The organism is Streptacidiphilus monticola (assembly GCF_042658505.1).
Classification (GTDB): Bacteria; Actinomycetota; Actinomycetes; order Streptomycetales; family Streptomycetaceae; genus Streptacidiphilus; species Streptacidiphilus monticola.
The window spans coordinates 114,271-137,155 of sequence record NZ_JBHSQJ010000010.1; the positions used below are offsets into that span (position 1 = coordinate 114,271).

Below are 22,885 nucleotides of genomic sequence, written 5' to 3' on the forward strand. Positions count from 1 at the left end.
CCGCGCCGCCGACTTCGGTGCCGTCTGCGGGGCGACCGCCGCCGTCCACGGCAAGAAGCGGGTCGCCGTCGTCATCGACTACGGCACCGCCGCCGACTCCGGTACCGGGGCCGCTCCGCCCACCGCGAAGGCGGCCTGCGCCGTCCTCGACGAGAACGCCAGCTCCGCCCAGGCCCTGGCGCAGCTCGCGCCGCCGCTGCGCTACGACGCCAACGGCATCCTCTGCGCCATCTCGGGCTACCCGCAGACCGGTTGCGGTGAGGTCGTCAGCGGGGGCACGTCCGCCGCACGCACCGCGACGCACGGCGCCGACGGCGGGGCGAGCCTCGGCTGGGCCGCCGGCGCCGTCCTCGTCGCCGCGCTCGGCGCCGGGGCCTGGTACCAGCGCCGCAGGCGCGAGCACCTGCGGCAGCACGGAAACCGGCACGGCGACTGATGACCCGTCGGCTCCACCCGGGCGCCTGGTGGTTGTGGGCCCTCGGCCTGGCCACGGCGGCCTCCCGCACCACCAACCCGCTGCTCCTGCTGGAGATCGCGGGCGTGGCGGGGTTCGTCGTCGCCGCCCGGCGCAGCGACGACCCGGCTGCCCGCGCCTACGGCGTCTTCCTCCGGATCGGCCTCGCCGTCCTCCTCCTGCGGCTGTTGTTCTTCACCGTGCTCGGCTCCCCGATCCCGGGCACCCACGTGATCCTGACGCTCCCCCAACTCCCGCTCCCCGCGTGGTTCAAGGGCGTGCGGCTGGGCGGCCCGGTGACCGTCGAGGGTCTGCTCTTCGCGCTCTACGACGCGCTGCGCCTGGCGGTGCTGCTCGGCTGCGTCGGGGCCGCCAACGCCCTCGGCAACCCGGCCCGGCTGCTGCGCTCGCTGCCCGGCGCGCTCTACGAGGCCGGCGTCGCCGTCGTCGTCGCGCTGACCTTCGCGCCGAACCTGGTCGCCGACGCACAGCGGCTTCGCGCCGCACGCCGGCTGCGCGGGCGCTCCGAGAAGGGCGTCAAGGCCCTGCTGACGGTGGGCGTCCCGGTGCTCGAAGGCGCGCTGGAACGGTCGGTCGGTCTGGCGGCCGCGATGGACACGCGGGGCTTCGGCCGCACCGCCGAGGTCCCGGTCACCGTCCGGCGGACCACCGCCGCCCTCACGCTGACCGGCCTGCTCGGCGTCTGCACCGCCGCCTACGGCCTGCTGGGCGCGGACGGCGCCCGCTGGGCGCTGCCGCTGCTGGCCCTCGGCGCCCTCGCCGCCGCCGCGGGGCTGCTGCTGGGCGGCCGACGGGCCGTCAGGACCCGTTACCGGCCGGACCCGTGGGGACTGCGTGCCTGGGTGGTGGCCGGCTCCGGCGTCGCCGTCGCCGCCGCGGTGGTCGCCTGTGGCGGGCTCGACGCGACCGCGCTCCACCCGACGCCCGTGCCGTTGACCGCACCCGTACTGCCGCTGCTCCCGGCGGCGGGTGTGCTCCTCGGGCTGCTCCCCGCCTGGGCCGCCCCGGCTCCGCCGTCGTTCCCGACCCCTCCGGCGGTCCCGTCACCGTCACCGTCATCGTCCCGTTCGCTGCCGTCGCCCTCGCCCGCGCCCTCACCCTCGCCCTCGCCGTCGCCGTCGCGGAAGGAGACAACGTGATCACCTTCGAGGACGTCACCGTCACCTACGCCGACGCCGAGCGGCCCGCCCTCGCCGGGGTGGATCTGCACATCCCCGAGGGCGAACTGGTGCTGCTGGTCGGGCCGTCGGGCTCGGGCAAGTCGACCCTGCTCGGCGCCGTCAACGGCCTCGTGCCGCACTTCACCGGCGGCGAGCTGCGCGGCCGGGTCACCGTGGCGGGCCGCGACACCCGGACCCACCGGCCGCGCGACCTCGCCGACGTCGTCGGCAGCGTGGGGCAGGACCCGCTCGCGCACTTCGTCACCGACACCGTCGAGGACGAACTCGCCTACGGCATGGAGTCCCTGGGCCTGCCCGGGGACGTGATGCGGCGCCGGGTGGAGGAGACGCTGGACCTGCTGGGCCTGGCCGACCTGCGCGACCGGCCGCTGAGCACGCTGTCCGGGGGACAGCAGCAGCGCGTCGCGATCGGCTCGGTGCTGACGGTCCATCCGCGCGTGCTGGTACTGGACGAGCCCACCTCCGCGCTGGACCCGGGCGCGGCCGAGGAAGTGCTGGCCGTGCTCCAGCGGCTGGTCCACGACCTGGGCACCACGGTGCTGCTGGCGGAGCACCGGCTGGAACGGGTGGTGCAGTACGCGGACCAGGTGGTGCTTCTCGACGGCGGCGGTGCGCCGCCGGTCGTCGGGGCGCCCGCCGAGGTGATGGCGGTCTCGCCGGTGCATCCGCCGGTGGTCTCGCTGGGCCGCGCCGCGGGCTGGTCGCCCCTGCCGCTGAGCATCCGCGACGCCCGCCGCCGCGCCGCCCCGTTGCGCGAGCGGCTGGACGGGCGCACCCCGCCCGCCCCGGCCCCCGTGACGGACGGTCGGACCCTGGCCCGGGTCAGCGGGCTGCAGGTGCGACGCGGTCCCGTACCGGTGCTGCGCGGGCTGGATCTGGACCTGCGGGCGGGGCAGGTGACCGCGCTGATGGGCCGCAACGGCGCGGGCAAGTCCACCCTGCTGGGCACGCTCGTCGGCCTGCACGCCCCGGCGGCAGGGCGGATCGACGTCGGCGGTCTGGAGCCGGCCAAGGCCCGCCCGGCGCAGGTGCTTCGCCACGTCGGCCTGGTCCCGCAGGAGCCGCGCGACCTGCTGTACTGCGACACGGTGGCCGCCGAGTGCGCCGCCGCGGACCGCGACAGCGGTGCGGCGTCCGGCAGTTGCCGGGCGCTGGTCTCCCGGCTGCTGCCGGGCGTCCCGGACGGCCTGCACCCGCGTGACCTGTCCGAGGGGCAGCGGCTCACCCTGGCGCTGGCCGTGGTGCTCACCGCGCGGCCGGGGCTGGTGCTGCTGGACGAACCCACCCGCGGCCTGGACTACGCGGCCAAGGCCCGGCTCGTGGAGCTGCTGCGCGAGCTGGCCGCGGCGGGCCACGGCATCCTGCTGGCCACCCACGACGTGGAACTGGCGGCCGAACTGGCCCACCGGACGGTCATCCTGGCCGAGGGCGAGGTCGTCGCCGACGGCCCGACGGCGGAAGTGGTGGTCTCCTCCCCCGCCTTCGCCCCGCAGGTGGCCAAGGTGCTGGCCCCCGCCCCGTGGCTGACGGTCCGCCAGGTCGCGGACGCGCTGGGGCTGCCGGCATGAGCGGGGTGGTGACCCGGGACGCCCGCCCGGTCCCGCTCGGCCGCCGCTCCGTCGCGCTGCTCGCCCTCACCAGCGCCGTCGCCGTCGTCGCCTTCGGCTGGCCGCTCCTGGCGTCCCCCGGCTCCGGGCTCGCCCATGGCGGTGACGCCCCCTGGCTCTTCGCGGCCCTGCTGCCGCTGCTGATCGCAGTCGTCATCGCCCAGGTCGCCGAGGGCCGCGACGCCGGCCAACCCGGCCTGGACGCCAAGGCGGTGGCCCTCCTCGGCGTCCTCGCCGCCGCCGGGGCCGCCCTGCGCCCGCTCGGCGCGGGCACCGCGGGGCTCGAGCCGACCTTCTTCCTGATGGTGCTCTCCGGACGGGTCCTCGGCCCCGGCTTCGGCTTCGTCCTCGGCAACCTCTCCCTCTTCGCCTCCGCACTGCTCACCGGCGGCGTCGGCCCCTGGCTGCCGTTCCAGATGCTGGCGATGGGCTGGGTCTGCCTCGGCGCCGGTCTGCTCCCGGGTGGCCGGCGCGGCCGGGGCGAACGCTGGCTGCTCGCGGTCTACGGCGCTCTCGCCGCCGAGTGCTACGGCCTGGTGATGGACCTTCAGGGCTGGCCGTGGATCGCCGGGCTGGGCTCCGGCATCTCCTTCCAGGCGGGAGCGCCGCTGTCGGAGAACCTGCCCCGCTTCCTCGTCTACCACCTCACCACGGCGATGGGATGGGACCTCCCACGCTCCGCGCTGACCGCCGTGCTCTGCCTGACCCTGGGCCGTCCCGTGCTGCTCACACTGCGCCGCGCGACCCGGCGCGCCGCCTTCGTCCCCGGGGAGCCCGGATGACGGCCACGGCCCCACCGCACCCCCTGCTCCGGCTCTTCCTCGACGCGGCGGCCGGGGTGTTCCCCCAGCCCGACGGCGGTGTGACCGTGCTCCCCGCGCCGGGCAACGGACTTGAGGCCTCCGTGGCCTTCACCGCGCACGCCGTCGTGGCCACCGCCCTGGCCCCGGAGCAGGTGCTCGCGCTGGGCCCCGACGGCCTCGGCGGCTCGCTGGCGGTGGACTTCCTGCGCGCCCTGGCCGGCCCCGCGGGCTGGGTCAACAGCGTCGACGTGACCCTCTGCGCCCTGGGCGCCGGCGGCGGCCCGGCACTGCCCGCCTTGCCGGAGGCCGCGGACCATCCGCGGGTCCGCTACGCCCGCACCCAGCGCACCGACGTCCGCGTGCACGGGGACCGGCGCGGCCTGGTCACCCTGGCCTCCGGCCTCGCCGGACGGCGGGAGCTGAGCATCGAGCTGACGGCGGCCGAGCACGGCCGCGGCGCGGGCCGCGCGCTGCTGGCGGACGCGCTGACGCTGGTCCCGGCAGGCGAACCCGTCTTCGCGGCGGTCGCCCCCGGCAACGCCCGGTCGCTGCGGGCGTTCCTGTCCGCCGGATTCGTCCCGATCGGCAGTGAAGTCCTGATCCGCCCGACTCGCTGACGCATCCTCAACCCTGGTGCGAGCCGCGCCGCGTGCCCTTATCCGCACAAGCCGGACAGCCGTCACGGGGCCCGGCCGCGGGCCTCCACACGTCATGCATAATCGTGCCGCTTTCGCACACACCAGCACCAGGCGCGCCGCCGGTACCAGGGGGGAACATGACGGACCAGCAGGGCCCGGACGCCCAGGAGACAGCCGTCCTGCCCGTCGTCGGGCCGGAGCTGGTCCGCCCGTACGTGCACCCGACGCCGGTGCCGGAGGACGCCGCCCCGGCCGCCGACGCCTCGGCCACCCCCGCGGAGGCCCCTGCCCCCGGCGAGCGCCAGGCCGAGCCCGGCTCCGAGGCCGAGGCGCTGCCGCTGCCCGTGCCGCCGCTCGTCCTGCCCACGCGCCGGGAGGCGCGGCTCGACGCGGCCGTCAAGTCCCGTACCCGGAAGCGCCGATACGGCATCGCCGCGGTCGCGGTGCTGGCTGCCGGCGGCGCCGGGATCGCGCTCGCCGCCGGAGGCGGCAGCTCGACCACCGGTTCGCCGTCCGGCGCCCCGGTCGTCGCCTCGGTGGACACCTCCTCGGGCGCGGCCCCCGCGACGCCCTCGGCTTCCCCGACCGGTGCGTCCGCCCGGCCCGGCCGCAAGCACAGCGCGTCCGCGTCACCGTCCGTCTCGCCGCACAGGTCCGACTCGGCGTCGCCGAGTACCGGAGCGAGCACGGCGGGCCCGAGCGCCGCCCCCACCCTCAGTCCGTCGTCCTCGCCGTCGGCATCGGCGTCCACGGCCGCCGGCCCCACGGGGACCACCACGGCGACCGCCGCCGCCTCGCAGACCCTGCAGCTGGGATCGACCGGTCCGGCGGTCGCCCAACTCCAGTCCGACCTGCGTGCCCTGTGGATCGACCGCGGCCTGCGGGCGACCGGCGACTACGACCAGCGCACCGCCCAGGACGTCGCCACCTTCCAGGTCTGGTACGGCGTCACCGGCGACCCGCAGGGCGTCTACGGACCCAACACCCAGGCCCGGATGGCCGACGCCATGAACCGCCAGAGCGGCCAGGGCTGAGCCTCCGTCCCGCGTTCGCGGCGCTCAGGGCACGCAGGGGGACGGGTTCGGGCTGCTAGCCCACCACCGCCTGGGTGATGCTGACGCCGGCCATCACCAGCATCACCGCGGCCGCGATCCGGGTGATCAGCTTCAGCGGCACGTGCTTCATGAGCTTCTGGCCGCCGACGATCGCGACGCCCGCCACCGCGCAGAGGGCCAGCCAGGAGCCGATGCCCACGGCGGCCGGATCGTCGTACTTGGCAGCCAGGTTGGCCGTCATGATCTGGGTGAGGTCGCCGAACTCGGCGACCAGCACGGTCAGGAAGCCGGTCGTGGCCACCGGCCAGAAGGTGGCGGCGCGCGGCTTGCGCTCCACGCCCTCCTCGTCCTCCTCGTGGCCGAAGAGCAGCATCAGCGCCCCGCCCACGAAGAGCACGCCGACGACGCCCTCCACCCAGCGGTGCGGCAGCAGCGCGAGCAGCCGCCCGGCCACCAGGGCGAGACCGACGTGGACGGCGAAGGCGGCGGCGATGCCGGTGAAGACCCAGCTCGCCCGGTAGCGGGTGCCGAGCACCAGGCTGGCCAGGGCCGTCTTGTCCGGCAGTTCGGCGATGAAGATGATGCCGAAGGTGATCGCGGCGATCGTCAGGCTGTTCACGGAGCGGAGATCCTCGGTTCGGGCGGCACCGCCTGCTCCGACCTCGCTCGCGACGCCTCGGCACGACAGCGCCGCGGGTACGTGGACGTACTGCGCAGCGGGCTGCGGCCGAAGGTCTCGCCAGCGCCCGACCGAGCGGACGCCCCGGGCGCCGGGCCGGACCTGCGGGCAGGACGGCCAGTATGTCGACGTTCCGGTGGGGGCTACTCCCCTTCAACGTCCGCCATCCTACCCGAGCCCGCCTGCGCCCCGGCCCGGCCGGCGTGCGCCCCGTCCCGCCCGCGGGGGAACCGCCGACGCGGTGAATCCATCCCTACCTACCGGGGGACACACCGTCGCACGGGGGAGACTCGCACCATGGCACACCGCACCGTTCCGTTCCGCAGATTCGCCGTCGTCTCGGCGGCGACGCTGGCCGCACTCGGCCTGGGCGCCGACTTCGGGGCGAGCGCCTGGGCCAAGTCGGCGGTGCGCACCACCGTGTCGGCGCGCGTCCTCCGGCTGGGCCAGTCCGTGACCGTGACCGGCACCGGCGGGGACGACGCCGCCCGCACCTACCGGCTCTGCGTGGACCAGCGGCAGGGCGGCGGCAGCTGGCGCCAACTCTCTTGCTCTGCACGGCAGTTCCAGCAGGCGAGAGCCCGGGTACGGGCCACCCGGCGCGGTGACCTGCAGTTCCGGACCCGGCTGCTCGTCGGCCCGGCCGGGCGGCTGGACCGCATCTCCCCGACGGTGACCGTCGTCGTGCGCTGAGCGGTGCGGCCGGTGGCAGCAGCGCCGCGAGACACCCCTCGACATGACGGGGTGTCAGGGGTGAGGGTGGGACCCATGGAGTACACCACGCTGGGCCGCACCGGCCTGTCCGTCTCCCGCATCTGCCTGGGCACGATGAACTTCGGTCCGCTGACCGAGGAGGCCGACGCCCACCGGATCATGGACAACGCCCTCGCCGAGGGCGTCAACTTCTTCGACACCGCGAACGTCTACGGCTGGGGCGAGAACAAGGGCCGCACCGAGGAGATCGTCGGCTCCTGGTTCGCCCAGGGCGGCGGGCGCCGCGAGCGCACCGTGCTGGCCACCAAGCTCTACGGCGACATGCCGCTGGGCGGCCAGGAGAAGTGGCCGAACAACGGCCGGCTCTCCGCCCTCAACATCCGCCGCGCCTGCGACGCCAGCCTGAAGCGCCTGCGGACCGACTACATCGACCTCTACCAGTTCCACCACGTCGACCGGGCCACTCCCTGGGAGGAGATCTGGCAGGCGATGGAGGTGCTGACCGCCCAGGGCAAGATCCTCTACGCGGGCAGCAGCAATTTCGCCGGCTGGCACATCGCCCTGGCCCAGGCGGCCGCCGCGAAGCGCGACTACCTCGGCCTGGTGGCCGAGCAGTCGCTCTACAACCTGCTGGCCCGCACCGTGGAGCTGGAGGTACTGCCGTCCGCGCAGCACCACGGCCTCGGCGTGATCCCGTGGTCCCCGCTCCAGGGCGGCCTGCTCGGCGGCGCGCTGCGCCGCGCCGAGGCGGGCGGCCGCAGCGCGGACCGGGTCAAGCAGCTGTCGGAGACGCAGCGGGCCCAACTGGAGCGCTGGGAGGCGTTCTGCGACAAGCTCGGCCAGGAGCCGGGCACGGTCGCCCTCGCCTGGCTCCTCCACCAGCCCGCGGTGACCGCCCCCATCGTCGGCCCCCGCACCGCCGACCAGCTGACCTCCGCCCTGCGTGCCGTCGAACTCACCCTCGACGAGGCCGCGTTGACCGAACTCGACGACATCTTCCCGGGCCACAAGCCCGCCCCTGAGGACTACGCCTGGTAACCCACCCCCGCCCCGCCTGACGCCCGGCAGCCGGCCCCCGCCCGCCCCGCCCCTGCCGGGCCTCGCCGGAGGCCGGCGCCGAGCCTGTCCGCTCCGCTGAGGACCGGGCGCCGGGGTGCAAACGACGGCGGGCTCGCGGGGGCTGCCCGCCGGTCCGCCCTGCCGGGCCCCGTCGGCGGCTCGGGCCGCACATGTCCGCTCCGGCAACGGCGGGGGCACGCGGACGGCTGCTGCTGACGGCCGACTCCAGGGGCGGGCGGGCCGCCGGCCACGCCGCACTGCGCGCTCAGGCACAGGCCACCCGCATGTCCGAGCTGCGCGTCCGGCCAGGCGTGTGCGGAGCGACTGACGGCCTGTTCCGGGAGGCCGTCGGTCCCCCTGCCGCCGCCGGAGGGCGCGGGCCGGGCAGGGCGGTGCCGCGAAGGCGGGTTCGCGGGCCATCCGCCAGGCTTGCCCGCCGCACCGGAGGCGCGGGCCGCGCCGGGGCCGCCCGGCGGGCAGGTCGAGGGGCGGCTCACCTTCCGCCCGGAGGCTTGAGGGGGCGACGGCGGGTTCCAGGAGCCCACTGATCCGCCCGCGAGGGGCGCGGTTGTCGGTGGCGCGGTCTAGCGTGTGCAGCATGACAGCGGACCCCGCCACCACCTGGATCGCCCTGCTGCGCGCCGTCAACGTCGGCGGTCGCAAGGTCGAGATGGCGCGTCTGCGCGCCCTGTTGGGACAGCAGCCCGGACTGTCCGGCGTGCGGACCTACATCGCCAGCGGCAACGTCTTCTTCCAGGCCCCCACCGGTCCCGGACGGGGGCGGGAACCGGAGCCCGAGCGGCAGCGGAAGGAGCTGACGCAGCGTCTGGAGTCCTGCATGGAGGCCGAGTTCGGCTTCCGGATACCCGCCGTCCTGCGCACCGAAGCCGAGTTCGCGGCGGACCTGGAGGCCGCGCCCTTCCACGACCGCGCCCCGGCGCCGGACGAGCGGTTCAGCCTGCTCTTCACCGACGGGCAGCTCGAGGGCGCCCTCGAACCCCGGGTCTCCCCCAAGGGCGACTGGGAGATCGTCGGCGTCCACGGCGGCACGGCCTACCTCATCTGGCACCTCATCGACGGCCGCCCGCCGGCGAACCCCGGTCCCGCGCTGGAGAAGTCCCTGGGCGTCCAGGCCACCGGCCGGTTCTTCCACACCTGCGCCAAGATCCTCGCCGCAGCCCGCAAGCCGGGCTGAGCAACCTCTCCCTCCCCTCCCCGCCCTCCCCGTCAGCCGGCCGCGGGCCCTCAGCCCGTCGCCTCGCGGATCCGGGCCAGCAGGGCCCGCAGCTGCTCGCGCTCCGCCGCGCCCAGCAGCCCCGTCGCCTCCGCCAGTGCCACCCGGTCCAACTCCTCTGCCTCGCGATGCCGTTCGGCGCCCAGCTCGGTCAGCCGCACCAGGAACGCGCGGCGGTCGGCGGGGTGCCGGACGCGCTCGACCAGGCCGTCCCGCTCCAGGGTGTCCACCAGGCTCGTCGTGGTCCGGGCGGCCACGCCCGTCATCTCGCTCAGGTCCCGCATCCGCAGCGGCTCGGCGGAGTTCGCCAGCATCCGCAGCGCCCGCAGCCGGGCCACCGACATCCCGTTCGCCCTCAGCCTGCCCTCGACGAAGACCCGCATCCGCTGGGTCGTCTCGAACAGCTCGTCCACCAGGACGTCGCTGCTGCCGTGTACCGCCATGCGCCGTTCCCCGTTTCCCGTCCCAATCGAATTCCGTGAGCACTCACATAGTGAGTATGCTCAGTATCGTGCTGCTGCTCCGACGCCGACCTCTCCTGCCCGCCTCCTTCCGCCTCAGCCAACGCCTGGTCGTCCCGGTCATGTGCGTCTCCGTCACCTTCATCGCGATCGTCGACGGAGCGATCACCACCGTGGCACTTCCGTCCATCGCCCGCCAGTTCCACCTCACCACCGCCGCCCTGGACGGCGTGGTCGTCGTCTATCCGGTCTGCCTGGCCATGGCCATCCCCGCCTCGGCCTGGCTGGTCGAGCGCTTCGGCGGCCGGCGCGTCCTGCTCACCTCGCTGCTCGGCTTCCTGTTCTCCTCTCTCCTCTGCGGCGCCGCCGCGGACCTCGGCCAACTCGTCGCCTTCCGCGCCCTGCAGGGCCTGTCGGCGGGCGTGCTCTTCCCGGCCTCCGCCGCCTTGCTGTTCCGGACCTTCACCTCCTCCGAACAGGTCCGCATCTCGCGTTACATGATCATCCCTCAGCAGATCGCCCCCGCCGCCGCACCCGTGCTCGGCGGCCTGCTGGTGGACCACCTCTCCTGGCGCTGGGTCTTCTACGTCAACGTCCCCGTCGGACTGCCCGCCGCGCTCTTCGGCCTGCTGTTCCTCGCCGAGCACCGCGACCGCCGCCCGGGGCGGTTCGACCTGCCCGGCCTGCTGCTCAGCGCCGCCGCCCTGGCCACCCTGATGTTCGGCATCTGCGAGGGCCCCAACCGGGGCTGGTCGTCCCCGGCCGTGCTGACCGCACTCGGCGTCGGCGCCGTCCTGCTCGCCTGCGCCGTCGTCTTCGAACTGCGCACCAGCGAACCGATCCTGAGGCTGCGTCTGTTCGCGGACCGGCTGTTCCGTGACACCAACCTGGTCAACCTGGTCGGCCTCGTGCCGATCCTCGGTGCCATGTACCTGGGCCCGCTCTTCCTGCAGGAGGGCCAGGGCCGGTCCGCGCTCGAGTCCGGGACGAGCACCTTCCCGGAGGCCTTCGGCGTGCTGCTCACCGTCCAGCTCGCGGGCGTGCTCTACGCCCGCGTCGGACCGCGCGTCATCATCGGCACCGGCCTGGCCGGCGTCTGCGCCGTGCTGCTGCTCTTCTCCACCTGCGACGCGGGCACCGACCTGTGGACCTTCCGCGGCTACATGTTCCTGCTCGGCATCGCGATGGGCGGAGTCTTCATGCCCTCGACGGTGGCGTCACTGGCGACCGTCGCCAAGACCGACCTGGCGCAGGCCTCGACGCTCAACACCGTCGTCCGCCAGACCGGCGGCGCGCTGGCCCCCGCGGCCGTCACCACGGCGCTGGTGCTGAACACCCCGACGGGCGCCGCGACCGCGCCCCCGGTCAGCGCCTACCAGCACGCCTACCTGGTCCTCGCGGCGATCGCGGCCGTGGCCGCCGCCTTCGCCTTCACCATCCCGGACGGCCCGGCTCGGGCCGCCGCGGGCGGGCGGGCCGGAGGCCGGACGACGGCCTCATCCCGGTCCGTTCCAGTCCAGCGTCGGCGCGAGAACGCCCTCTAGCGTCAGCAGCCAGCGCTTCACGGCAAGCCCCAACTCCCCTCCGCCGAAGCCGCCGAGACCGTCGGAGGCGACGACGCGGTGGCAGGGCACGAGGAGGAAGAGCGGGTTCGAGCCCATGATCTGTCCGACGGTGCGCGGCGCCTCGAAGTCATCAGGCAGGAAGGCGCCGCTGAGGCGGGCCAGCTCGCCGTAGGTGACCGTGCGCCCGTACCCCACCTCCCGGTGGAGGGTCTGCAGCACCGTGCGCTGCAGACCCTCGGTGCGGCTCCAGTCGAGGGGAAGCCCGAAGTCCCGGCGGGCACCGGCGAAGTAGGCCCCGACCTCCGCCCGGACCCGCTCGGCCTTCTCCTCGTCCCCCGCGAGCACGGAACTCTCCCCGACGAGCCCGAACTCGGTCGCGACGACCCCGCGCGCCGTCACCCCCACCCGCACGGCCCCGCCGGGGAGGGGTGCTTCGACGCGTATCCACGACACTCCAGCCACGACACCAACGTTAGGCCGGACCACTGACAGGACCCGCCTCGCCGGCGGCTCAGCCCAGCGCCAGCGCGGCTGCGCCGACCAGGCCGGCGCGGGTGCCGAGTCGGGCCGGGAGGATCTTGATGCCGTGGGTGAACGGCAGTGCCGCATACGTCTGCAGGTGGCGGCGCAGGGGCTCCAGCAGCAGGTCACCCGCCTGCAGGACCCCGCCCCCGAGCACCGCGGCCTCCAGTTCGACCAGCGTCGCCGTGGCGGCGATCCCCGCGGCCAGCGCCTTCCCCGCCCGGTCGAACGCCGCCCGCGCGGTCTCGTCCCCGGCCCGCGCCGACGCGGCCACCGCCGCGGCCGACGCGTCGTCACCGTCCGGACGCCACCCGCGACCCAGCGCCCACGCCGCGATCGCCGTCCCGCTCGCGACCCGCTCCAGACACCCCCGCGAGCCGCACGGACAGGGGTCGCCGTCCATATCCACGGTGATGTGGCCGAGATGCCCGGCATTGCCGCTCGGCCCGGCGTACACCTTCCCGTTCAGCACCAGGCCTGCCCCGACGCCCGTCGAGACCACCAGGCACAGGGCGTTGGCGAAGCCCCGGGCCGCACCGACCCAGTGCTCCGCCGCCGTCATCGCCACGGCGTCGCCGCCCAGCACCACCGGCAGTCGGCCCCCCACGGCCGGGTGGGCCGCCACCCGCTCGACCAGGGGGAAGCCGCGCCAGTTGGGAATGTTGACCGGGCTGACGGTCCCGCGCACCACGTCCACCGGCCCGGCACTGCCGACGCCGATCCGGTCCACCTGACCCCAACTCCCGTGCGCCGCAAGCAGGTCCAGCACATCGTGCACCGCGCCCAGCACCTCCGCGGCCTCCCCCTTGGCCGGGGTGGGAACCTGGACCTCGTGCAGCGGCTCGCCGTCCCGGGTGACCAGCCCGCCGGCGATCTTCGTCCCGCCGATGTCCACCGCCGCCACGAGCGCGCCGCTGCTCATCCCTGCACACCCTCTCCGAGCGCCCGGCGCTCGATCCGCTCCAGCTTCTCGGCGAACACCGCCCGCGCGTCGGGGGTGACCCGGGTCAGCGCGACCATCGCCGTGACGATGACATCACACAGCTCCTCCTGGACGTCGGTCCAGGTGTGGGAGAAGCCCTTGCGCGGGTTCTGCCCGATCGCCCCGATCACCGCCTCGGCGACCTCGCCCGCCTCCTCGGAGATCTTGAGGATCTGCAGCACCGTCTGCATCTCCCCGCCCACCCGGTTCCCCCGGTCCAGCCAGGCCGCCAGCCTGTCGATCACGTCCCACGCCGCCTCGTCCGCCACGGGCCTCAGCCTAGGGCCCGCGACGGACAGCGCGGCAGGTCACTCGTACTCGGTGGCGTTGCCGCCCCGGGTCAGGTAGGCGTCGCTCACCAGCTTGGCGATGGCCCGCCCGCTCAACTCCAGGCTCCAGCGCTCCGTCTGCGGCCGGATCACCACGCCCTCGCGCAGGTGCAGTCCGCTGCCGCTGACCGTCTCCGCGCCGTCGGCCAGTTCCTGGGCCACCGTCAGCTCGAACGGCCCCCGGAACAGCTCGGGCACCAGCGGCAGCGCCGCCCCGACCACGGCCGGGGCATCCAGCCAGCGGACCTGGCCGTCGATCTCCGCGGCGATGTCGAAGACGGCGTAGCCGGGGCGCTCGGCCCCGGCCGAGGCGCCGTAGCCGAGGTCCTGCACGCCCGCGCCGTAGACCTCGCCGAAGACACCGACCCGGCTCGCGCCCAGCCGGTCCGCCAACTCGGCCGCCAAGGAGGCGACGTCCCAGGCGCGCATCGTGCGCCAGTAGAGGTTCCCCTCGGTCGGCTGCAGCGCGAGCCCCTTCGCCCCGAGCCCCTTCGAGGAGACCTGCACCCGGCTGTCCTCCGCCCGGTACGTCAGCAGGCAGCAAGTGCCGTGCAGCTTCTCGGTGATGACGACGGGCTCGCCCGCCGGGAAGACGCCGGGGTAGCGCTTGAGGTTCTCGATGTCCACCCAGGGCAGCAGCTCCGTGCCGTCCTCGACGTCCCCGCTCATGGAGACCGGGATCGGCGGCACCCACTTGCTGATGCCCAGCAGCTCCGCGAAGTCCGTACCCGCCTCGGCCGCGGCCCGCAGGTCCACCCCCGCCAGCGCCTGCGGCGAGCAGACGATGCCCTGGGACAGCTCCCCGCGCAGCCGGACCGCCCGCACCCGGTCTCGCCGCGAACCGGCCAACCGCCCGGTCAGGCCCAGCTCGTCGATCAGCGCCTCGGGCAGCACGGACTGCTCCGGGATGTAGACGGCGTGGTCCCCGGTCCGGTAGCGCCCCTTGGCCACCACCGCGCGGTACAGGCCGACCTGCGCCAGCTCCAGCGCGTCGGCGTTGCCATGGGGGTGGATGGTCAGACGCTCGGCGGTGACCCGCAGGGTCGACATGGCGGACCGCTCCTCTCGTGACGGCCGGTCGGCGGACCGGCCGTCCGAGTGTCGCCGTCAGTGCCCGGCCCCGGCAAAGCATTTGAACCCCGGCAGCCCTGCCTCTCCCGCCTCCCGTCTCGCGTCCCCCGCCTCCCGTCTCCCCGCCTCCCGTCTCGTCAAAAGCTCGCCCCGCCCGACGTTTTGACGTACCGACAAAGCGGGCACCATCGCACCACCTCATCTCCCGTGGAGCGCGCCATGACCGAAGTCCACCTCCTCGACGCCGCACCGGACACGCCCCACGGGCTGGGACGCCACGTCGAACACGACCGCCGCTCGCTCGCCTTCGCGGTCGGCACGCTCCCCAAGTCGGCTATCCAGAGCGTGAGTTGGACGCGACGCAGCCCCATCCTCGACCAGGCCGCGCTCGGCAGCTGCACCGGCAACGCCGCCACCGGCCTGCTCGGCACGGACACCAGCGACCGCACCGGGGCGACGACCGTCACCATCAGCGACCAGGGCGCCGCCGCGAGCAAGGGCTTCTTCACCGCCGGCGAGCACACCCTCGACGAGGACTTCGCCGTCGCGCTCTACTCCCTCGCCACCCGCCGCGACTCGATCCCCGGCGAGTACCCGCCCACCGACACGGGCAGCAGCGGCATCGGCGTCGCGAAGGCGCTCAAGTCCCTCGGGCTCGCCACCTCCTACACCCACGCCTTCTCGCTCCAGGCCCTCCAGTCGGCGCTCCAGAGCGGGCCGGTCCTCATCGGCATCCCGTGGCTCAACTCGATGTTCAACCCCGCCGCGGACGGGAGGATCCCGCTCGACCAGAGCTCCGGCGTCGCCGGCGGCCACGAGCTCGAACTCGCCCGCTACGACGCCCAGGCGGGCGAGTACTGGGTCGCCAACTCCTGGGGCACCAGCTGGGGCCAGTCCGGCTGGGGCTACCTCGCCGAGGCCGACCTGAGCTGGCTGCTCTCCCAGCAGGGCGATGTGACGGTGCCCCACCTGCTGTGACGTCCGTCCCCGCGCGCCGCGGCCCGCCCTTCGCCTCAGTTCGCCCGCACGCTGCACTCGTCGAGCGAGCGGCCGACGAGGGTGCAGGCCGCGGCATCACCGATGCCGTCCGCCGGATGACTCTGCACGACGGCGACGGTGGCCCGGGTCCCGGCGTCGAAGCAGCCAGGGTTCTGCTGGACGAGGGCGGCGAGCACAGCCGCCCGCATCCGGTCGATCGCGAACTGCGACCCGTCGACCTCGACGGCCTGCGCCTCCCGTTCGAGTTGCTTGCGCAACTGCCCGGCACGGGTGCTGAACTCCTGCCCGACCGACCGGCAGCCCTCGTGCCGAGGCCCCGCCTCCCCCTGGCGCTGCGCCCCGACCGCGTACCCGCCCACGGCCAGGAGCGCGGCCCCGATCCCCACCCCGACCAGCGCAAACACCGAACGTCTTCCCATGGCGGGGCATCGTAGCGAGTCCGGCGCCGCGTACGCCCCGGGGTCCCGGGCATGCGAGGACCATGAAGGTCCGCGCCGACTCCCCGCGCCTGCGCGGCTGGGCGCTGCTCTCACTCCTGCTCTGCGCAGCAGCCGGAGCGGCGGCGGTCTCTCTGGCCGTCACCGGTGCGGTATCGGCTGCGGTCGCGCTGGGCGTGGTGGCGCTCGTGGCGCTCCGCATCGCGATCCTCCTGACCCGGGCCGGCGGGCCACCGATCCGCCGCTGACTGCGCGTCAAGCGCGGCTTCAGCGAGGCATGCCAGCCTGCCCTCGCAGCGTCCACCGTCGGGCCCCGCCGGCCCGATTCCCAGCCGAGGGGGCCACGTCCGATGACGCCCACGTCCACCCCGCTCCCGTCCACTCCGCTCGCGTCCACCCCGCTCGCGCTCGCGTCGCGCCGCCCGGTGCCCGCCGAGACCGAGCTCCGCGGCATCCTCGCCGGCCGCCTTCGCCGCGCCGAGATCGACGACCTGATGCACCGCCTCTTCGCGGAACGCGACGCCCGAACCGCCGCCCCGCCGTCCGCTCTGCCGGCTCTGCCCGCTCTGCCCGCGACCGGGTGCTTGCTGCCCACGCTGGAAGCAGGTGCGCGATGAGCGAGCGGTTCACCGAGTACGCCGTCGCAAACGACTTCGGCCTCATCCACCGGCAGCTCACCTTGGACGCGGCGCTGCTCGCCATCCGCACCATCACCGCCCAGGGCGGCAGCGCCCGGCTCCTCACCCGCCCGGTCACCCGCGGCGAATGGGTCGCCCAGGACCTGCCCCCGGCGGTGTCCCGGAAGGCCGGAGCGGCATGAGCGATCAGTCCGCGACGGCCCGCATCCGCGATCTGGAACGCCTGCTGCACCAGGCCGAGGACGAGATCCGCGACCTGCGCGCAGAACGCGCTGCGCTCTACGCCCGCCTGCACGGCCGGCCCGCGCTCCTCGCCGGGCACGAAAGCCGGGAGGTGGTCCTCGAACTCCCCTGAGGCGTCCCCAACGTGCCCCGGCCGACACCGAGTTCTGGCCCGGACCGGATCAGCCGTCTCCGCCGGGCCACCGCCGCCGTGGGCGGCCGGGAGGCCGGGGGCCGGCGGGCCGGGAGGCCGGTCCGGGTGGCGCACTGGCGGGAAAGCGACACCCAGCCCCCGACTACGGCTAAACCGCCAGATGCTGGTCCAAGTACTCCTGCACCGGCTCGAACAGCCCGGACGGCACGTAGTCGGCGAGTTCCGCATGCGACACCCAGGCGACCGCCGCGAGTTCGTCAGGGTCGGCGACGTGGGCTTCCCCTGTGATCACGGCACACACCACATACGCCATCTGACGGCCCGTCACCGGATGCTCCCGCTCCCCCAGCGACATCATGGCGTCCACGGAGAGCCCGGTCTCCTCGAACGCCTCCCGCTCCGCCGTCTGCTCCGCGCTCTCTCCCGCCTCCATCGCCCCGGCAGGGAACTGCCACACCAACTCCCCTTCCGCGACCCGGCGCCGCACCATCAGCACCTTCCTGTCATGGACGACGATCGCCGCGGCGATGCCCTGCTGTTCGCCCTGCTCGGTCATGCGGTTGCCTCCAAGACGGCCACGAGCTGCGGCCCCAGCCACTGCTTCGGATGAACCCGGTCATGCTCTGACGATCTACCCCGTCAACGTCGAGAATCTCGTGATGCCAGGTTCGAGTCGAACGGTGCACGCCGCAGGAGGCCAGAGGCCGCCGCGAGCAGGCCCCACAACCTGCCTGGCCCCGCAGTCAGTTGCGGCTCCCGCGGTCGGCAGGCGGTACGCCGAGTCCCGAACGGGCGTCACTGCCGCCAGGGTCGGTCAGGACCTGCCGCGCCTGCGCGCCCTGCGCCTGAGTTCACGCCGCTGTCGGCCTGGCAGTACGGACGCAAGCCGCCCCACCTCGCAGAGATCATGGCAGTCCCCACCCCTGCCCCCACTACACCACCACACAACAGGCCCGTCCCCCTCGGTCCCGTACGCCTCCCTTTCGGCCGTGGTCCCAGCCGGCCGCGGGTGCACGCCGAGGTCGTGCTCAGGGCAGACCGGCCACACCCTCCACAGCAGCTCGGTCACGGTCTCCTGAGCAGCGTCGGCGACAAGACTGAGCACCGTGAAGTCGTCGTCCGGCTCCGGCCCCATCTCAGGCCCGTGCGGGTGGACGGGATTCCCCTGCCACCGCCCGTCGGACAGCGCGACATAGATCTGGTCCGGCCAGTCGTCCCCATCGGAGGCCGGCAACACCATCAGGACAAGCGGCGGCTCCTCGGGCAACGTCGCCGCCAAGTCACGGTTCACCGCTTCGAGAGCGCCTTCGAAGCGCAGCCACTCACCAAGACCGGCGCGCCGAGGCCGGGGGCGAGAGGGCCGGTCGGCACCGGGATCGAGGGGATGGAAGGAGAAGTAACCCACCACCCGATCTTGTCACCGACGTCCTACTCGCTCGCGCTGCCGGTAGCCCCCACTCCAACGTCGCCTCGGGAGAATACCTTCGCCGCGCTCACCTTCCCGCGAGCCGCTCGCTGTCGCTGCTGGCCCGCGACTGGTGGGCGAAGGCGGATTCGAACCGCCGACATCTGCTTTGTACGCTCGACCAGACTTCAGGGCCTTCTGCCGAGAGTTGGCCCAGCCGCGTTCTAAGCTGACGCCCGTGATGGAGAGTGACTGCCTTCAACCGTCATCGTTGATGCCAGTCGCCGAGATCAGCTCAGACCCGGCCCGCCGCCCATGACTCCAAGGCGAAGAAGTCGTCGGACTGCAAGCCACGACGTGCGTCTATCCGCAGGAGTAGAGAGGGGGCGTCGTGATGCCTCTCCACCCAGGTACGGTCAGCGTCGGTGATCTCATCGTCCACCCACGCGAAGGGACGTCCGTTCACCCATGCCAGGACCTCCGGGGTCTTCCAGAACACGCCGGGCGCCGGTTGTGAGCGTTCGTCGGACCAGCGAACGAACGGCAGAGAGGGCAGGCCCAGCACTGGTGCGACAAAGTCGTTGGCTTCCTCCTCCCAGGTGGTTGCCCACGCGAGTTCGTACGGAAGCCCGGCGAGCGCGGGGCCATGCGCCGGGTTGAGCCAGACACGCAAGGGCTTCACGCGCTTGTGCGGCATTCCCCAGATGGCCAGCCGGCGCCGCTCAGCCGCCTCCCAACGAGGTGTCAGGAAGCGATGCGTCTCGTAGCCCTCGGGCCTGTGCTGGGGCTTCGCACCGTAGGGATTCAGTGGACCATCCACGTCCACCAGCAACAAAGGCCGCACCTGCTCGACCCAACTCATGCCCAGCACACTATCCACGTCTCCACAGCTCCGGCTCACCATTTCCAAGGCCACGCGGCCCGTGGCAACTCAGACGCTGGTTTGGAAAGCCCGGCCACGAATCACTCCTGATCGGGCGCGATTCGCTGCCCTGCGGCGGACCGGCACTCACGCCGCCGTGACTTCCCGCCAACTCCCGCCTGAAACGCAGATGTCACGGCAGCTCATCGCCAACGCTCCGAAGTGGCGAGCGGGGTGCGGACGGTCGCCTTCCCATCCGAGAGCCTGATCGACGTGTCAGACCACCTGGCTGCATTCGTGCCCCCCCGCTGCCGACGCGCACGTCTTCACCAGGCTGAAGGGTGGCCAGCTGCGCCGCACCAACTTCCACGACGTGTGGGTCCGAGCTCGGATCGCCTCCAGGATCTCCCCTGAGGTGCACTCTCACGATCTGTGGCACACCGGGAACCCCCTCGTGTCGAGTGCCGGCGCGAGCACGAAGGAGCTGATGACCCACAAGGGGCACACAGAGCACGGGCTGCGTTGATCCACCAGCACATGACTGCCGACCGAGATGGCGTTATCGCGGGCAAGCTCGGCGAGATGATCCGCAAGGAGACCGGGCCGAAGCAGGCTCCGGACTGATCTGGCACGCCTGTGGCGCGAAGAACCCCCGGCCGATCATGGTCGGGGGTTCGTTTGCTGCTGGGAGCTGGTGGGCGCAGACGGATTCGAACCGCCGACATCCGCTTTGTAAGAGCGGCGCTCTACCGCTGAGCTATGCACCCCTGGACATGGGAGCTAAGACTACCTGGTCCCGGGCCTCCTGCGTGCAGGGCGGGGCGGGTGGAAGGATGGGGCCCGTCCCGGGCAGCGGCGGGGCGTGGGCAGGATGTGGCGGAGCAATCCGCAGGCCAGGACAGGCACCAGCAGCACGAGCAGGAGAGCGGAGCGGACGTGGCGGGCGGTTCGGGGCGGTGGTGGCGTGGCGAGGGTGGTCGCGCCGAGGCGCAGGCGGCGCGGGAGGCCGCCGCGCAGGCGTTCTATGAGCTCGACACCCTGCAGCGGGATCTGACGATCAACGTCGAGACCCTCGCCGCCGCCGACACCTCTGAAGGGTCCAAGCGGGCCCAGCGGGACTTCGCGGCTTTCGGGGAGCGGATCAACCACCTCAGCGAGCAGTACATCAACGCGCTCGACGCCGTCGACCTCGACGCCGAGGACCTGTCCGCCTCCGCCGCGGGGCAGGCGCGGCGGCAGCTGGACACCGTGCGGCAGCAACTGCTCAGCATGAAGGGAGAGTTGGACCGGTTCGCGAGCAACATCCAGCCCCTCCTGGCCGCCGCCGAGAACCAGCTGGCGCAGGTCGTCCCGGCCGTCGAGCGGGCCAAACAGGCGTGGCTGGCCGCGAGCAACACCGTGGACGCAGCGAAGGCCGCCCGGCTCAAGGTGGACGACCAGGCGAAGCGGCTGGCCGGGCTCGCGCCGCAGCTGAAGATGATCACGGAGGGCGCCGGGCGGCACGGCGTGCAGCCGGTGCTGCGCACGGCGGCCGAGGTGCAGCGGACGGCGGAGCAGATCCGGGCCGAGGCCGAGCGGCTGCCGCAGCAGGCTGCGGAGATCGACCGGACGCTGGCCTCGCTGCGCACCCGCGCGCAGGCGTTGGAGACGCGGGCGGGGCAGATCGACCCGGTCCTCAGCGAGCTGCGCCGCAGGTTCAGCGCGGCCTGCTGGCAGGACCTGCAGCACGTGCCGCAGCAGGCGGCGGACGCCGTGCGCAGTGCCCGGGCGCGCATCGACGAGGCGGAGAAGGCGCGCAACGAGCAGCGCTGGAACGACGCTTCCCTCGTCCTCGGCAACACGCGGACGATGCTGAACACGACGGACGCCTCCGTCGCCGCCGTCCACGAGCGCCTGGCGGCGTTGAACGAGGTGCAGCGCGACGCGGACGCCGTCATCGAGCGGGCCCGGTTCGCGGTGCGGGACGCGCAGCGGCTGGCCATGGCCGGGCGCAGTGCGCCCGATCCGCGTCACGCCCAGCCGCTGGACGCGGCGGTGGCGCGCATCGACCGGGCCGCTGCCGCCCTGACGGGACGTCACCCCGACTACTGGGCGCTGCTGACCGAGCTGAACGCGGCGAAGGAGACCGCGGCCACGGTGGTCCGGATGATCCGCGAGGAGCGCAGCTCCAGCCGGTAGCCCACGGCGGTCCACGTCGACCCACGGTCCTCGGCCCACAGCCCACGACCCACGGTCCTCGGCCCACGGCCCACGGCCCACGGCCCACGGCCCAACGTCCTAAGCCCGGCTCGGTGCGCCGGCTCCGCAGGCCGAGGGGCGTGGTCCGGAGCAGTGGACGCGACCGGCCCGGTGCTCGCGGGGTCCCCCATGCGGGCGCGAAGCTCCCCGAGCGGGCAGCCTGTTGGGATGAGTACCCGCCTGAGTACGCCGACTCAGGCGCCGCGGCCTGCCACCGCCCGACCATGACCGTATGCTCAGCGCCCTCGCCCGCCGCCTCGTCCCACTGCTCGCGCGGCTTGACGTCGCTCCCGGCCAGGTGCCGGCGGGCCCCTGCATCGTCGCGGTCAACCACAGCTCGCTGGTCGACCCCGGCGTCGTGCTGGCCGCACTCCGCCTGCTGGGCGAGCGCAGGCCGGTGCTCCTGGCGACGGCAGGGCTGTGGCGGATACCGGTTCTGGGCCGACTGCTCCGGGCCGAGGGCCATATCCCCGTGCAGCGCGGCACGGCCAACGCCGCGGCCGCGCTGGACGCCGCCGAACGGGAGTTGCGGCGTGGCCGCGTCGTGGTGATCTACCCGGAGGGCCGCCTGCCCCGCCGCCGGGATTCCGGCGACGGCGCGCCGCAGGAGTTCCGCAGCGGCGTGGCCCGGCTGGCGCTGGCCACCGGCGTGCCCGTGGTGCCGCTGGGGCAGTCCGGTTCGCGGCGGATCACCTCGGGCAGCACTCTCAAGCAGGTGGCCGGCGTGGTCACGGCACCGCTGCGGCGGCCCCGTGTCCGGGTCGCCCTCGGCGCCCCGGTCCTGCTCACCGGCTCGGTGCCGCAGGCCACGGAGCAGGCCCATGCGGCCGTGACCGACGCCTGGCGGGCAGCGGCGGACGGCCTCGCCGGCCCACGCCGGTGCGCGTGACCGGCCCGTGCCTCGCAGAGCATCAACCAGGCTGCGCCAGAGCCGAGTTGTCGGGCGCAGCGCAGGTTCGGCCCCACGCGCGGTGCAGTCCCCGGCGAGGTGGGCAGGTTCCCGTCGTCGAAGGCCGGTCCCAGCGGGGGTAGGCAGGAGCCCCGGGGCAAGCTGGAGCCCCGGAAGGCGGGGAGAGATCGACGCGACTGCGCCGCCCTGCGGTGCTCAAGCGCCAGCGCCGCGGCTGGGGCCGCCCCCGTGAGGCCCGGATCGGGGTAATCTCCGGGCATGCCCCGTTACGAGTACCGCTGCCGCACCTGCGGCGCCACGTTCGAGCTGAACCGCCCCATGTCCCAGGCCAACGCGCCGACGGTGTGCCCGCAGGGACATGACGACGTGACCAAGCTGATGTCCATGGTCGCCGTCTCCGGTGCCCAGTCCGCCCCCGCCGGCGGCGGAGGCGGGGCCGGGGGCGGCGGCTGCTGTGGCGGAGGCTGCTGCGGCTGAGGGCCGGAAGGCACCGTCCCCACCACCCCCACCGTCCCGAGTGGGCGAAGCACACGCCCCGAGCCGGTAACGAGCGCGCCAGGAACGGGAGTGCCGGCAACGGGCGCGGCCGGAACGGACGCGCCAGGAACGGACGCGCCGGGAACACGCGCGGCGGCGGAGGGCGCC

Annotated in this window: 27 protein-coding genes and 1 tRNA gene; 18 read left to right on the forward strand and 10 right to left on the reverse strand. The window is 74.0% G+C overall.

Annotated features, from left to right (window positions below):
* The 6 genes from ACFP3V_RS03550 to ACFP3V_RS03575 all read left to right on the forward strand — a co-directional run.
* The coding region (locus tag ACFP3V_RS03550; protein ID WP_380579560.1) for an SCO2322 family protein at positions 1–436 on the forward strand (436 nt) is incomplete at its 5' end.
* Positions 436–1,614, forward strand: coding sequence for a CbiQ family ECF transporter T component (locus ACFP3V_RS03555; RefSeq protein ID WP_380579562.1), 1,179 nt, complete (start codon positions 436–438; stop codon positions 1,612–1,614). The genes ACFP3V_RS03550 and ACFP3V_RS03555, both read left to right, overlap by 1 nt.
* The gene (locus tag ACFP3V_RS03560) at positions 1,611–3,224 is read left to right on the forward strand and encodes an ABC transporter ATP-binding protein (RefSeq protein ID WP_380579565.1); all 1,614 of its coding nucleotides are present in this window, start codon (positions 1,611–1,613) and stop codon (positions 3,222–3,224) included. Before ACFP3V_RS03555 ends, ACFP3V_RS03560 begins: the two co-directional genes overlap by 4 nt.
* Positions 3,221–4,045, forward strand: coding sequence for an ECF transporter S component (locus tag ACFP3V_RS03565; protein WP_380579567.1), 825 nt, complete (start codon positions 3,221–3,223; stop codon positions 4,043–4,045). The genes ACFP3V_RS03560 and ACFP3V_RS03565 overlap by 4 nt, the downstream gene beginning before the upstream one ends.
* On the forward strand, positions 4,042–4,683 hold the full coding sequence (locus ACFP3V_RS03570) for a GNAT family N-acetyltransferase (protein ID WP_380579569.1): 642 nt from the start codon (positions 4,042–4,044) through the stop codon (positions 4,681–4,683). The genes ACFP3V_RS03565 and ACFP3V_RS03570 overlap by 4 nt, the downstream gene beginning before the upstream one ends.
* A gap of 158 nt (positions 4,684–4,841) precedes the next feature.
* Entirely contained in the window at positions 4,842–5,738 is an 897-nt protein-coding gene (locus ACFP3V_RS03575; RefSeq protein ID WP_380579571.1) for a peptidoglycan-binding domain-containing protein, read from the forward strand.
* A 55-nt stretch (positions 5,739–5,793) separates the two neighbouring features.
* Here ACFP3V_RS03575 and ACFP3V_RS03580 read toward each other — a convergent pair whose 3' ends face one another.
* Positions 5,794–6,378: a TMEM165/GDT1 family protein gene (locus tag ACFP3V_RS03580; RefSeq protein ID WP_380579574.1), complete on the reverse strand. Its 585-nt coding sequence runs from the start codon at positions 6,376–6,378 to the stop codon at positions 5,794–5,796.
* A gap of 357 nt (positions 6,379–6,735) precedes the next feature.
* Between ACFP3V_RS03580 and ACFP3V_RS03585 the strand changes: the two genes are divergently transcribed.
* From ACFP3V_RS03585 to ACFP3V_RS03595, 3 genes are all read left to right on the forward strand, one after another.
* A complete protein-coding gene (locus tag ACFP3V_RS03585) occupies positions 6,736–7,131 on the forward strand; it encodes a hypothetical protein (RefSeq protein WP_380579576.1) in 396 nt (131 codons plus the stop codon).
* Between the two features lie 75 nt (positions 7,132–7,206).
* Positions 7,207–8,190 carry an aldo/keto reductase gene (locus ACFP3V_RS03590; RefSeq protein WP_380579578.1) on the forward strand — a complete coding sequence of 328 codons (984 nt, stop codon included), beginning with the start codon at positions 7,207–7,209 and terminating at the stop codon, positions 8,188–8,190.
* A gap of 619 nt (positions 8,191–8,809) precedes the next feature.
* Entirely contained in the window at positions 8,810–9,406 is a 597-nt protein-coding gene (locus ACFP3V_RS03595) for a DUF1697 domain-containing protein (protein WP_380579580.1), read from the forward strand.
* 50 nt (positions 9,407–9,456) lie between these two features.
* Here the strand turns inward: ACFP3V_RS03595 and ACFP3V_RS03600 are convergent, their stop codons facing one another.
* Complete coding sequence (locus ACFP3V_RS03600; RefSeq protein WP_380579582.1) at positions 9,457–9,888, reverse strand: MarR family winged helix-turn-helix transcriptional regulator; 432 nt, start codon at positions 9,886–9,888, stop codon at positions 9,457–9,459.
* A gap of 95 nt (positions 9,889–9,983) precedes the next feature.
* On the opposite strand from ACFP3V_RS03600, the gene ACFP3V_RS03605 reads away from it, so the two are divergent.
* A complete protein-coding gene (locus ACFP3V_RS03605; protein ID WP_380579724.1) occupies positions 9,984–11,450 on the forward strand; it encodes a DHA2 family efflux MFS transporter permease subunit in 1,467 nt (488 codons plus the stop codon).
* On the opposite strand, the gene ACFP3V_RS03610 is transcribed toward ACFP3V_RS03605, so the two are convergent.
* The 4 genes from ACFP3V_RS03610 to ACFP3V_RS03625 are packed head-to-tail and all read right to left on the reverse strand — an operon-like array spanning position 11,403 to position 14,354.
* A complete protein-coding gene (locus ACFP3V_RS03610) occupies positions 11,403–11,933 on the reverse strand; it encodes a methylated-DNA--[protein]-cysteine S-methyltransferase (protein ID WP_380579584.1) in 531 nt (176 codons plus the stop codon). The genes ACFP3V_RS03605 and ACFP3V_RS03610 overlap by 48 nt on opposite strands.
* 49 nt (positions 11,934–11,982) lie before the next feature.
* Positions 11,983–12,915 carry an ROK family protein gene (locus ACFP3V_RS03615; RefSeq protein WP_380579586.1) on the reverse strand — a complete coding sequence of 311 codons (933 nt, stop codon included), beginning with the start codon at positions 12,913–12,915 and terminating at the stop codon, positions 11,983–11,985.
* Complete coding sequence (locus ACFP3V_RS03620) at positions 12,912–13,244, reverse strand: MazG-like family protein (RefSeq protein WP_380579588.1); 333 nt, start codon at positions 13,242–13,244, stop codon at positions 12,912–12,914. The genes ACFP3V_RS03615 and ACFP3V_RS03620 overlap by 4 nt, the downstream gene beginning before the upstream one ends.
* Before the next feature lie 39 nt (positions 13,245–13,283).
* A complete protein-coding gene (locus ACFP3V_RS03625; RefSeq protein ID WP_380579590.1) occupies positions 13,284–14,354 on the reverse strand; it encodes an RNA ligase (ATP) in 1,071 nt (356 codons plus the stop codon).
* 240 nt (positions 14,355–14,594) lie between these two features.
* Here ACFP3V_RS03625 and ACFP3V_RS03630 point away from each other — a divergent pair, with 240 nt between their 5' ends.
* Complete coding sequence (locus tag ACFP3V_RS03630) at positions 14,595–15,353, forward strand: C1 family peptidase (RefSeq protein WP_380579592.1); 759 nt, start codon at positions 14,595–14,597, stop codon at positions 15,351–15,353.
* A gap of 35 nt (positions 15,354–15,388) precedes the next feature.
* On the opposite strand, the gene ACFP3V_RS03635 is transcribed toward ACFP3V_RS03630, so the two are convergent.
* Complete coding sequence (locus ACFP3V_RS03635) at positions 15,389–15,793, reverse strand: hypothetical protein (RefSeq protein ID WP_380579594.1); 405 nt, start codon at positions 15,791–15,793, stop codon at positions 15,389–15,391.
* A 62-nt stretch (positions 15,794–15,855) separates the two neighbouring features.
* On the opposite strand from ACFP3V_RS03635, the gene ACFP3V_RS03640 reads away from it, so the two are divergent.
* The 4 genes from ACFP3V_RS03640 to ACFP3V_RS03655 all read left to right on the forward strand — a co-directional run bounded on the left by ACFP3V_RS03640 (position 15,856) and on the right by ACFP3V_RS03655 (position 16,804).
* Positions 15,856–16,059, forward strand: coding sequence for a hypothetical protein (locus ACFP3V_RS03640; protein WP_380579596.1), 204 nt, complete (start codon positions 15,856–15,858; stop codon positions 16,057–16,059).
* Positions 16,060–16,161: 102 nt separating this feature from the next.
* Positions 16,162–16,428 (forward strand): hypothetical protein, encoded by a 267-nt coding sequence (locus ACFP3V_RS03645; protein ID WP_380579598.1) that lies wholly within the window; start codon positions 16,162–16,164, stop codon positions 16,426–16,428.
* Positions 16,425–16,631, forward strand: a complete 207-nt coding sequence (locus ACFP3V_RS03650; RefSeq protein ID WP_380579600.1) for a hypothetical protein — start codon at positions 16,425–16,427, stop codon at positions 16,629–16,631. Before ACFP3V_RS03645 ends, ACFP3V_RS03650 begins: the two co-directional genes overlap by 4 nt.
* On the forward strand, positions 16,628–16,804 hold the full coding sequence (locus ACFP3V_RS03655; protein ID WP_380579602.1) for a hypothetical protein: 177 nt from the start codon (positions 16,628–16,630) through the stop codon (positions 16,802–16,804). The genes ACFP3V_RS03650 and ACFP3V_RS03655 overlap by 4 nt, the downstream gene beginning before the upstream one ends.
* A 169-nt stretch (positions 16,805–16,973) precedes the next feature.
* Here the strand turns inward: ACFP3V_RS03655 and ACFP3V_RS03660 are convergent, their stop codons facing one another.
* The 3 genes from ACFP3V_RS03660 to ACFP3V_RS03670 all read right to left on the reverse strand — a co-directional run bounded on the left by ACFP3V_RS03660 (position 16,974) and on the right by ACFP3V_RS03670 (position 19,859).
* Positions 16,974–17,381, reverse strand: coding sequence for an NUDIX hydrolase (locus ACFP3V_RS03660; protein ID WP_380579604.1), 408 nt, complete (start codon positions 17,379–17,381; stop codon positions 16,974–16,976).
* Between the two features lie 1,144 nt (positions 17,382–18,525).
* The gene (locus ACFP3V_RS03665; protein WP_380579606.1) at positions 18,526–19,092 is read right to left on the reverse strand and encodes a hypothetical protein; all 567 of its coding nucleotides are present in this window, start codon (positions 19,090–19,092) and stop codon (positions 18,526–18,528) included.
* A gap of 692 nt (positions 19,093–19,784) precedes the next feature.
* Positions 19,785–19,859 (reverse strand) — tRNA-Val (locus ACFP3V_RS03670).
* 106 nt (positions 19,860–19,965) lie between these two features.
* Between ACFP3V_RS03670 and ACFP3V_RS03675 the strand changes: the two genes are divergently transcribed.
* From ACFP3V_RS03675 to ACFP3V_RS03685, 3 genes are all read left to right on the forward strand, one after another.
* Positions 19,966–21,270, forward strand: a complete 1,305-nt coding sequence (locus ACFP3V_RS03675; protein WP_380579607.1) for a hypothetical protein — start codon at positions 19,966–19,968, stop codon at positions 21,268–21,270.
* A gap of 292 nt (positions 21,271–21,562) precedes the next feature.
* Complete coding sequence (locus tag ACFP3V_RS03680) at positions 21,563–22,219, forward strand: lysophospholipid acyltransferase family protein (protein ID WP_380579609.1); 657 nt, start codon at positions 21,563–21,565, stop codon at positions 22,217–22,219.
* A gap of 279 nt (positions 22,220–22,498) precedes the next feature.
* The gene (locus ACFP3V_RS03685; RefSeq protein ID WP_380579611.1) at positions 22,499–22,717 is read left to right on the forward strand and encodes an FmdB family zinc ribbon protein; all 219 of its coding nucleotides are present in this window, start codon (positions 22,499–22,501) and stop codon (positions 22,715–22,717) included.
* The last annotated feature ends 168 nt before the right edge of the window (positions 22,718–22,885 follow it).

Excerpts from the sequence above, each read along its gene's own strand:
- ACFP3V_RS03570 (WP_380579569.1), top strand. The coding sequence starts at position 4,042 with ATGACGGCCACGGCCCCACCGCACCCCCTGCTCCGGCTCTTCCTCGAC.
- ACFP3V_RS03575 (WP_380579571.1), top strand. The coding sequence starts at position 4,842 with ATGACGGACCAGCAGGGCCCGGACGCCCAGGAGACAGCCGTCCTGCCC.
- ACFP3V_RS03615 (WP_380579586.1), bottom strand. The coding sequence starts at position 12,915 with ATGAGCAGCGGCGCGCTCGTGGCGGCGGTGGACATCGGCGGGACGAAG.
- ACFP3V_RS03645 (WP_380579598.1), top strand. The coding sequence starts at position 16,162 with ATGACGCCCACGTCCACCCCGCTCCCGTCCACTCCGCTCGCGTCCACC.
- ACFP3V_RS03565 (WP_380579567.1), top strand. The coding sequence starts at position 3,221 with ATGAGCGGGGTGGTGACCCGGGACGCCCGCCCGGTCCCGCTCGGCCGC.
- ACFP3V_RS03655 (WP_380579602.1), top strand. The coding sequence starts at position 16,628 with ATGAGCGATCAGTCCGCGACGGCCCGCATCCGCGATCTGGAACGCCTG.
- ACFP3V_RS03650 (WP_380579600.1), top strand. The coding sequence starts at position 16,425 with ATGAGCGAGCGGTTCACCGAGTACGCCGTCGCAAACGACTTCGGCCTC.
- ACFP3V_RS03685 (WP_380579611.1), top strand. The coding sequence starts at position 22,499 with ATGCCCCGTTACGAGTACCGCTGCCGCACCTGCGGCGCCACGTTCGAG.
- ACFP3V_RS03665 (WP_380579606.1), bottom strand. The coding sequence starts at position 19,092 with ATGAGTTGGGTCGAGCAGGTGCGGCCTTTGTTGCTGGTGGACGTGGAT.
- ACFP3V_RS03625 (WP_380579590.1), bottom strand. The coding sequence starts at position 14,354 with ATGTCGACCCTGCGGGTCACCGCCGAGCGTCTGACCATCCACCCCCAT.
- ACFP3V_RS03600 (WP_380579582.1), bottom strand. The coding sequence starts at position 9,888 with ATGGCGGTACACGGCAGCAGCGACGTCCTGGTGGACGAGCTGTTCGAG.
- ACFP3V_RS03595 (WP_380579580.1), top strand. The coding sequence starts at position 8,810 with ATGACAGCGGACCCCGCCACCACCTGGATCGCCCTGCTGCGCGCCGTC.
- ACFP3V_RS03555 (WP_380579562.1), top strand. The coding sequence starts at position 436 with ATGACCCGTCGGCTCCACCCGGGCGCCTGGTGGTTGTGGGCCCTCGGC.
- ACFP3V_RS03640 (WP_380579596.1), top strand. The coding sequence starts at position 15,856 with ATGAAGGTCCGCGCCGACTCCCCGCGCCTGCGCGGCTGGGCGCTGCTC.
- ACFP3V_RS03590 (WP_380579578.1), top strand. The coding sequence starts at position 7,207 with ATGGAGTACACCACGCTGGGCCGCACCGGCCTGTCCGTCTCCCGCATC.
- ACFP3V_RS03635 (WP_380579594.1), bottom strand. The coding sequence starts at position 15,793 with ATGGGAAGACGTTCGGTGTTTGCGCTGGTCGGGGTGGGGATCGGGGCC.
- ACFP3V_RS03680 (WP_380579609.1), top strand. The coding sequence starts at position 21,563 with ATGCTCAGCGCCCTCGCCCGCCGCCTCGTCCCACTGCTCGCGCGGCTT.
- ACFP3V_RS03660 (WP_380579604.1), bottom strand. The coding sequence starts at position 17,381 with ATGACCGAGCAGGGCGAACAGCAGGGCATCGCCGCGGCGATCGTCGTC.
- ACFP3V_RS03585 (WP_380579576.1), top strand. The coding sequence starts at position 6,736 with ATGGCACACCGCACCGTTCCGTTCCGCAGATTCGCCGTCGTCTCGGCG.
- ACFP3V_RS03630 (WP_380579592.1), top strand. The coding sequence starts at position 14,595 with ATGACCGAAGTCCACCTCCTCGACGCCGCACCGGACACGCCCCACGGG.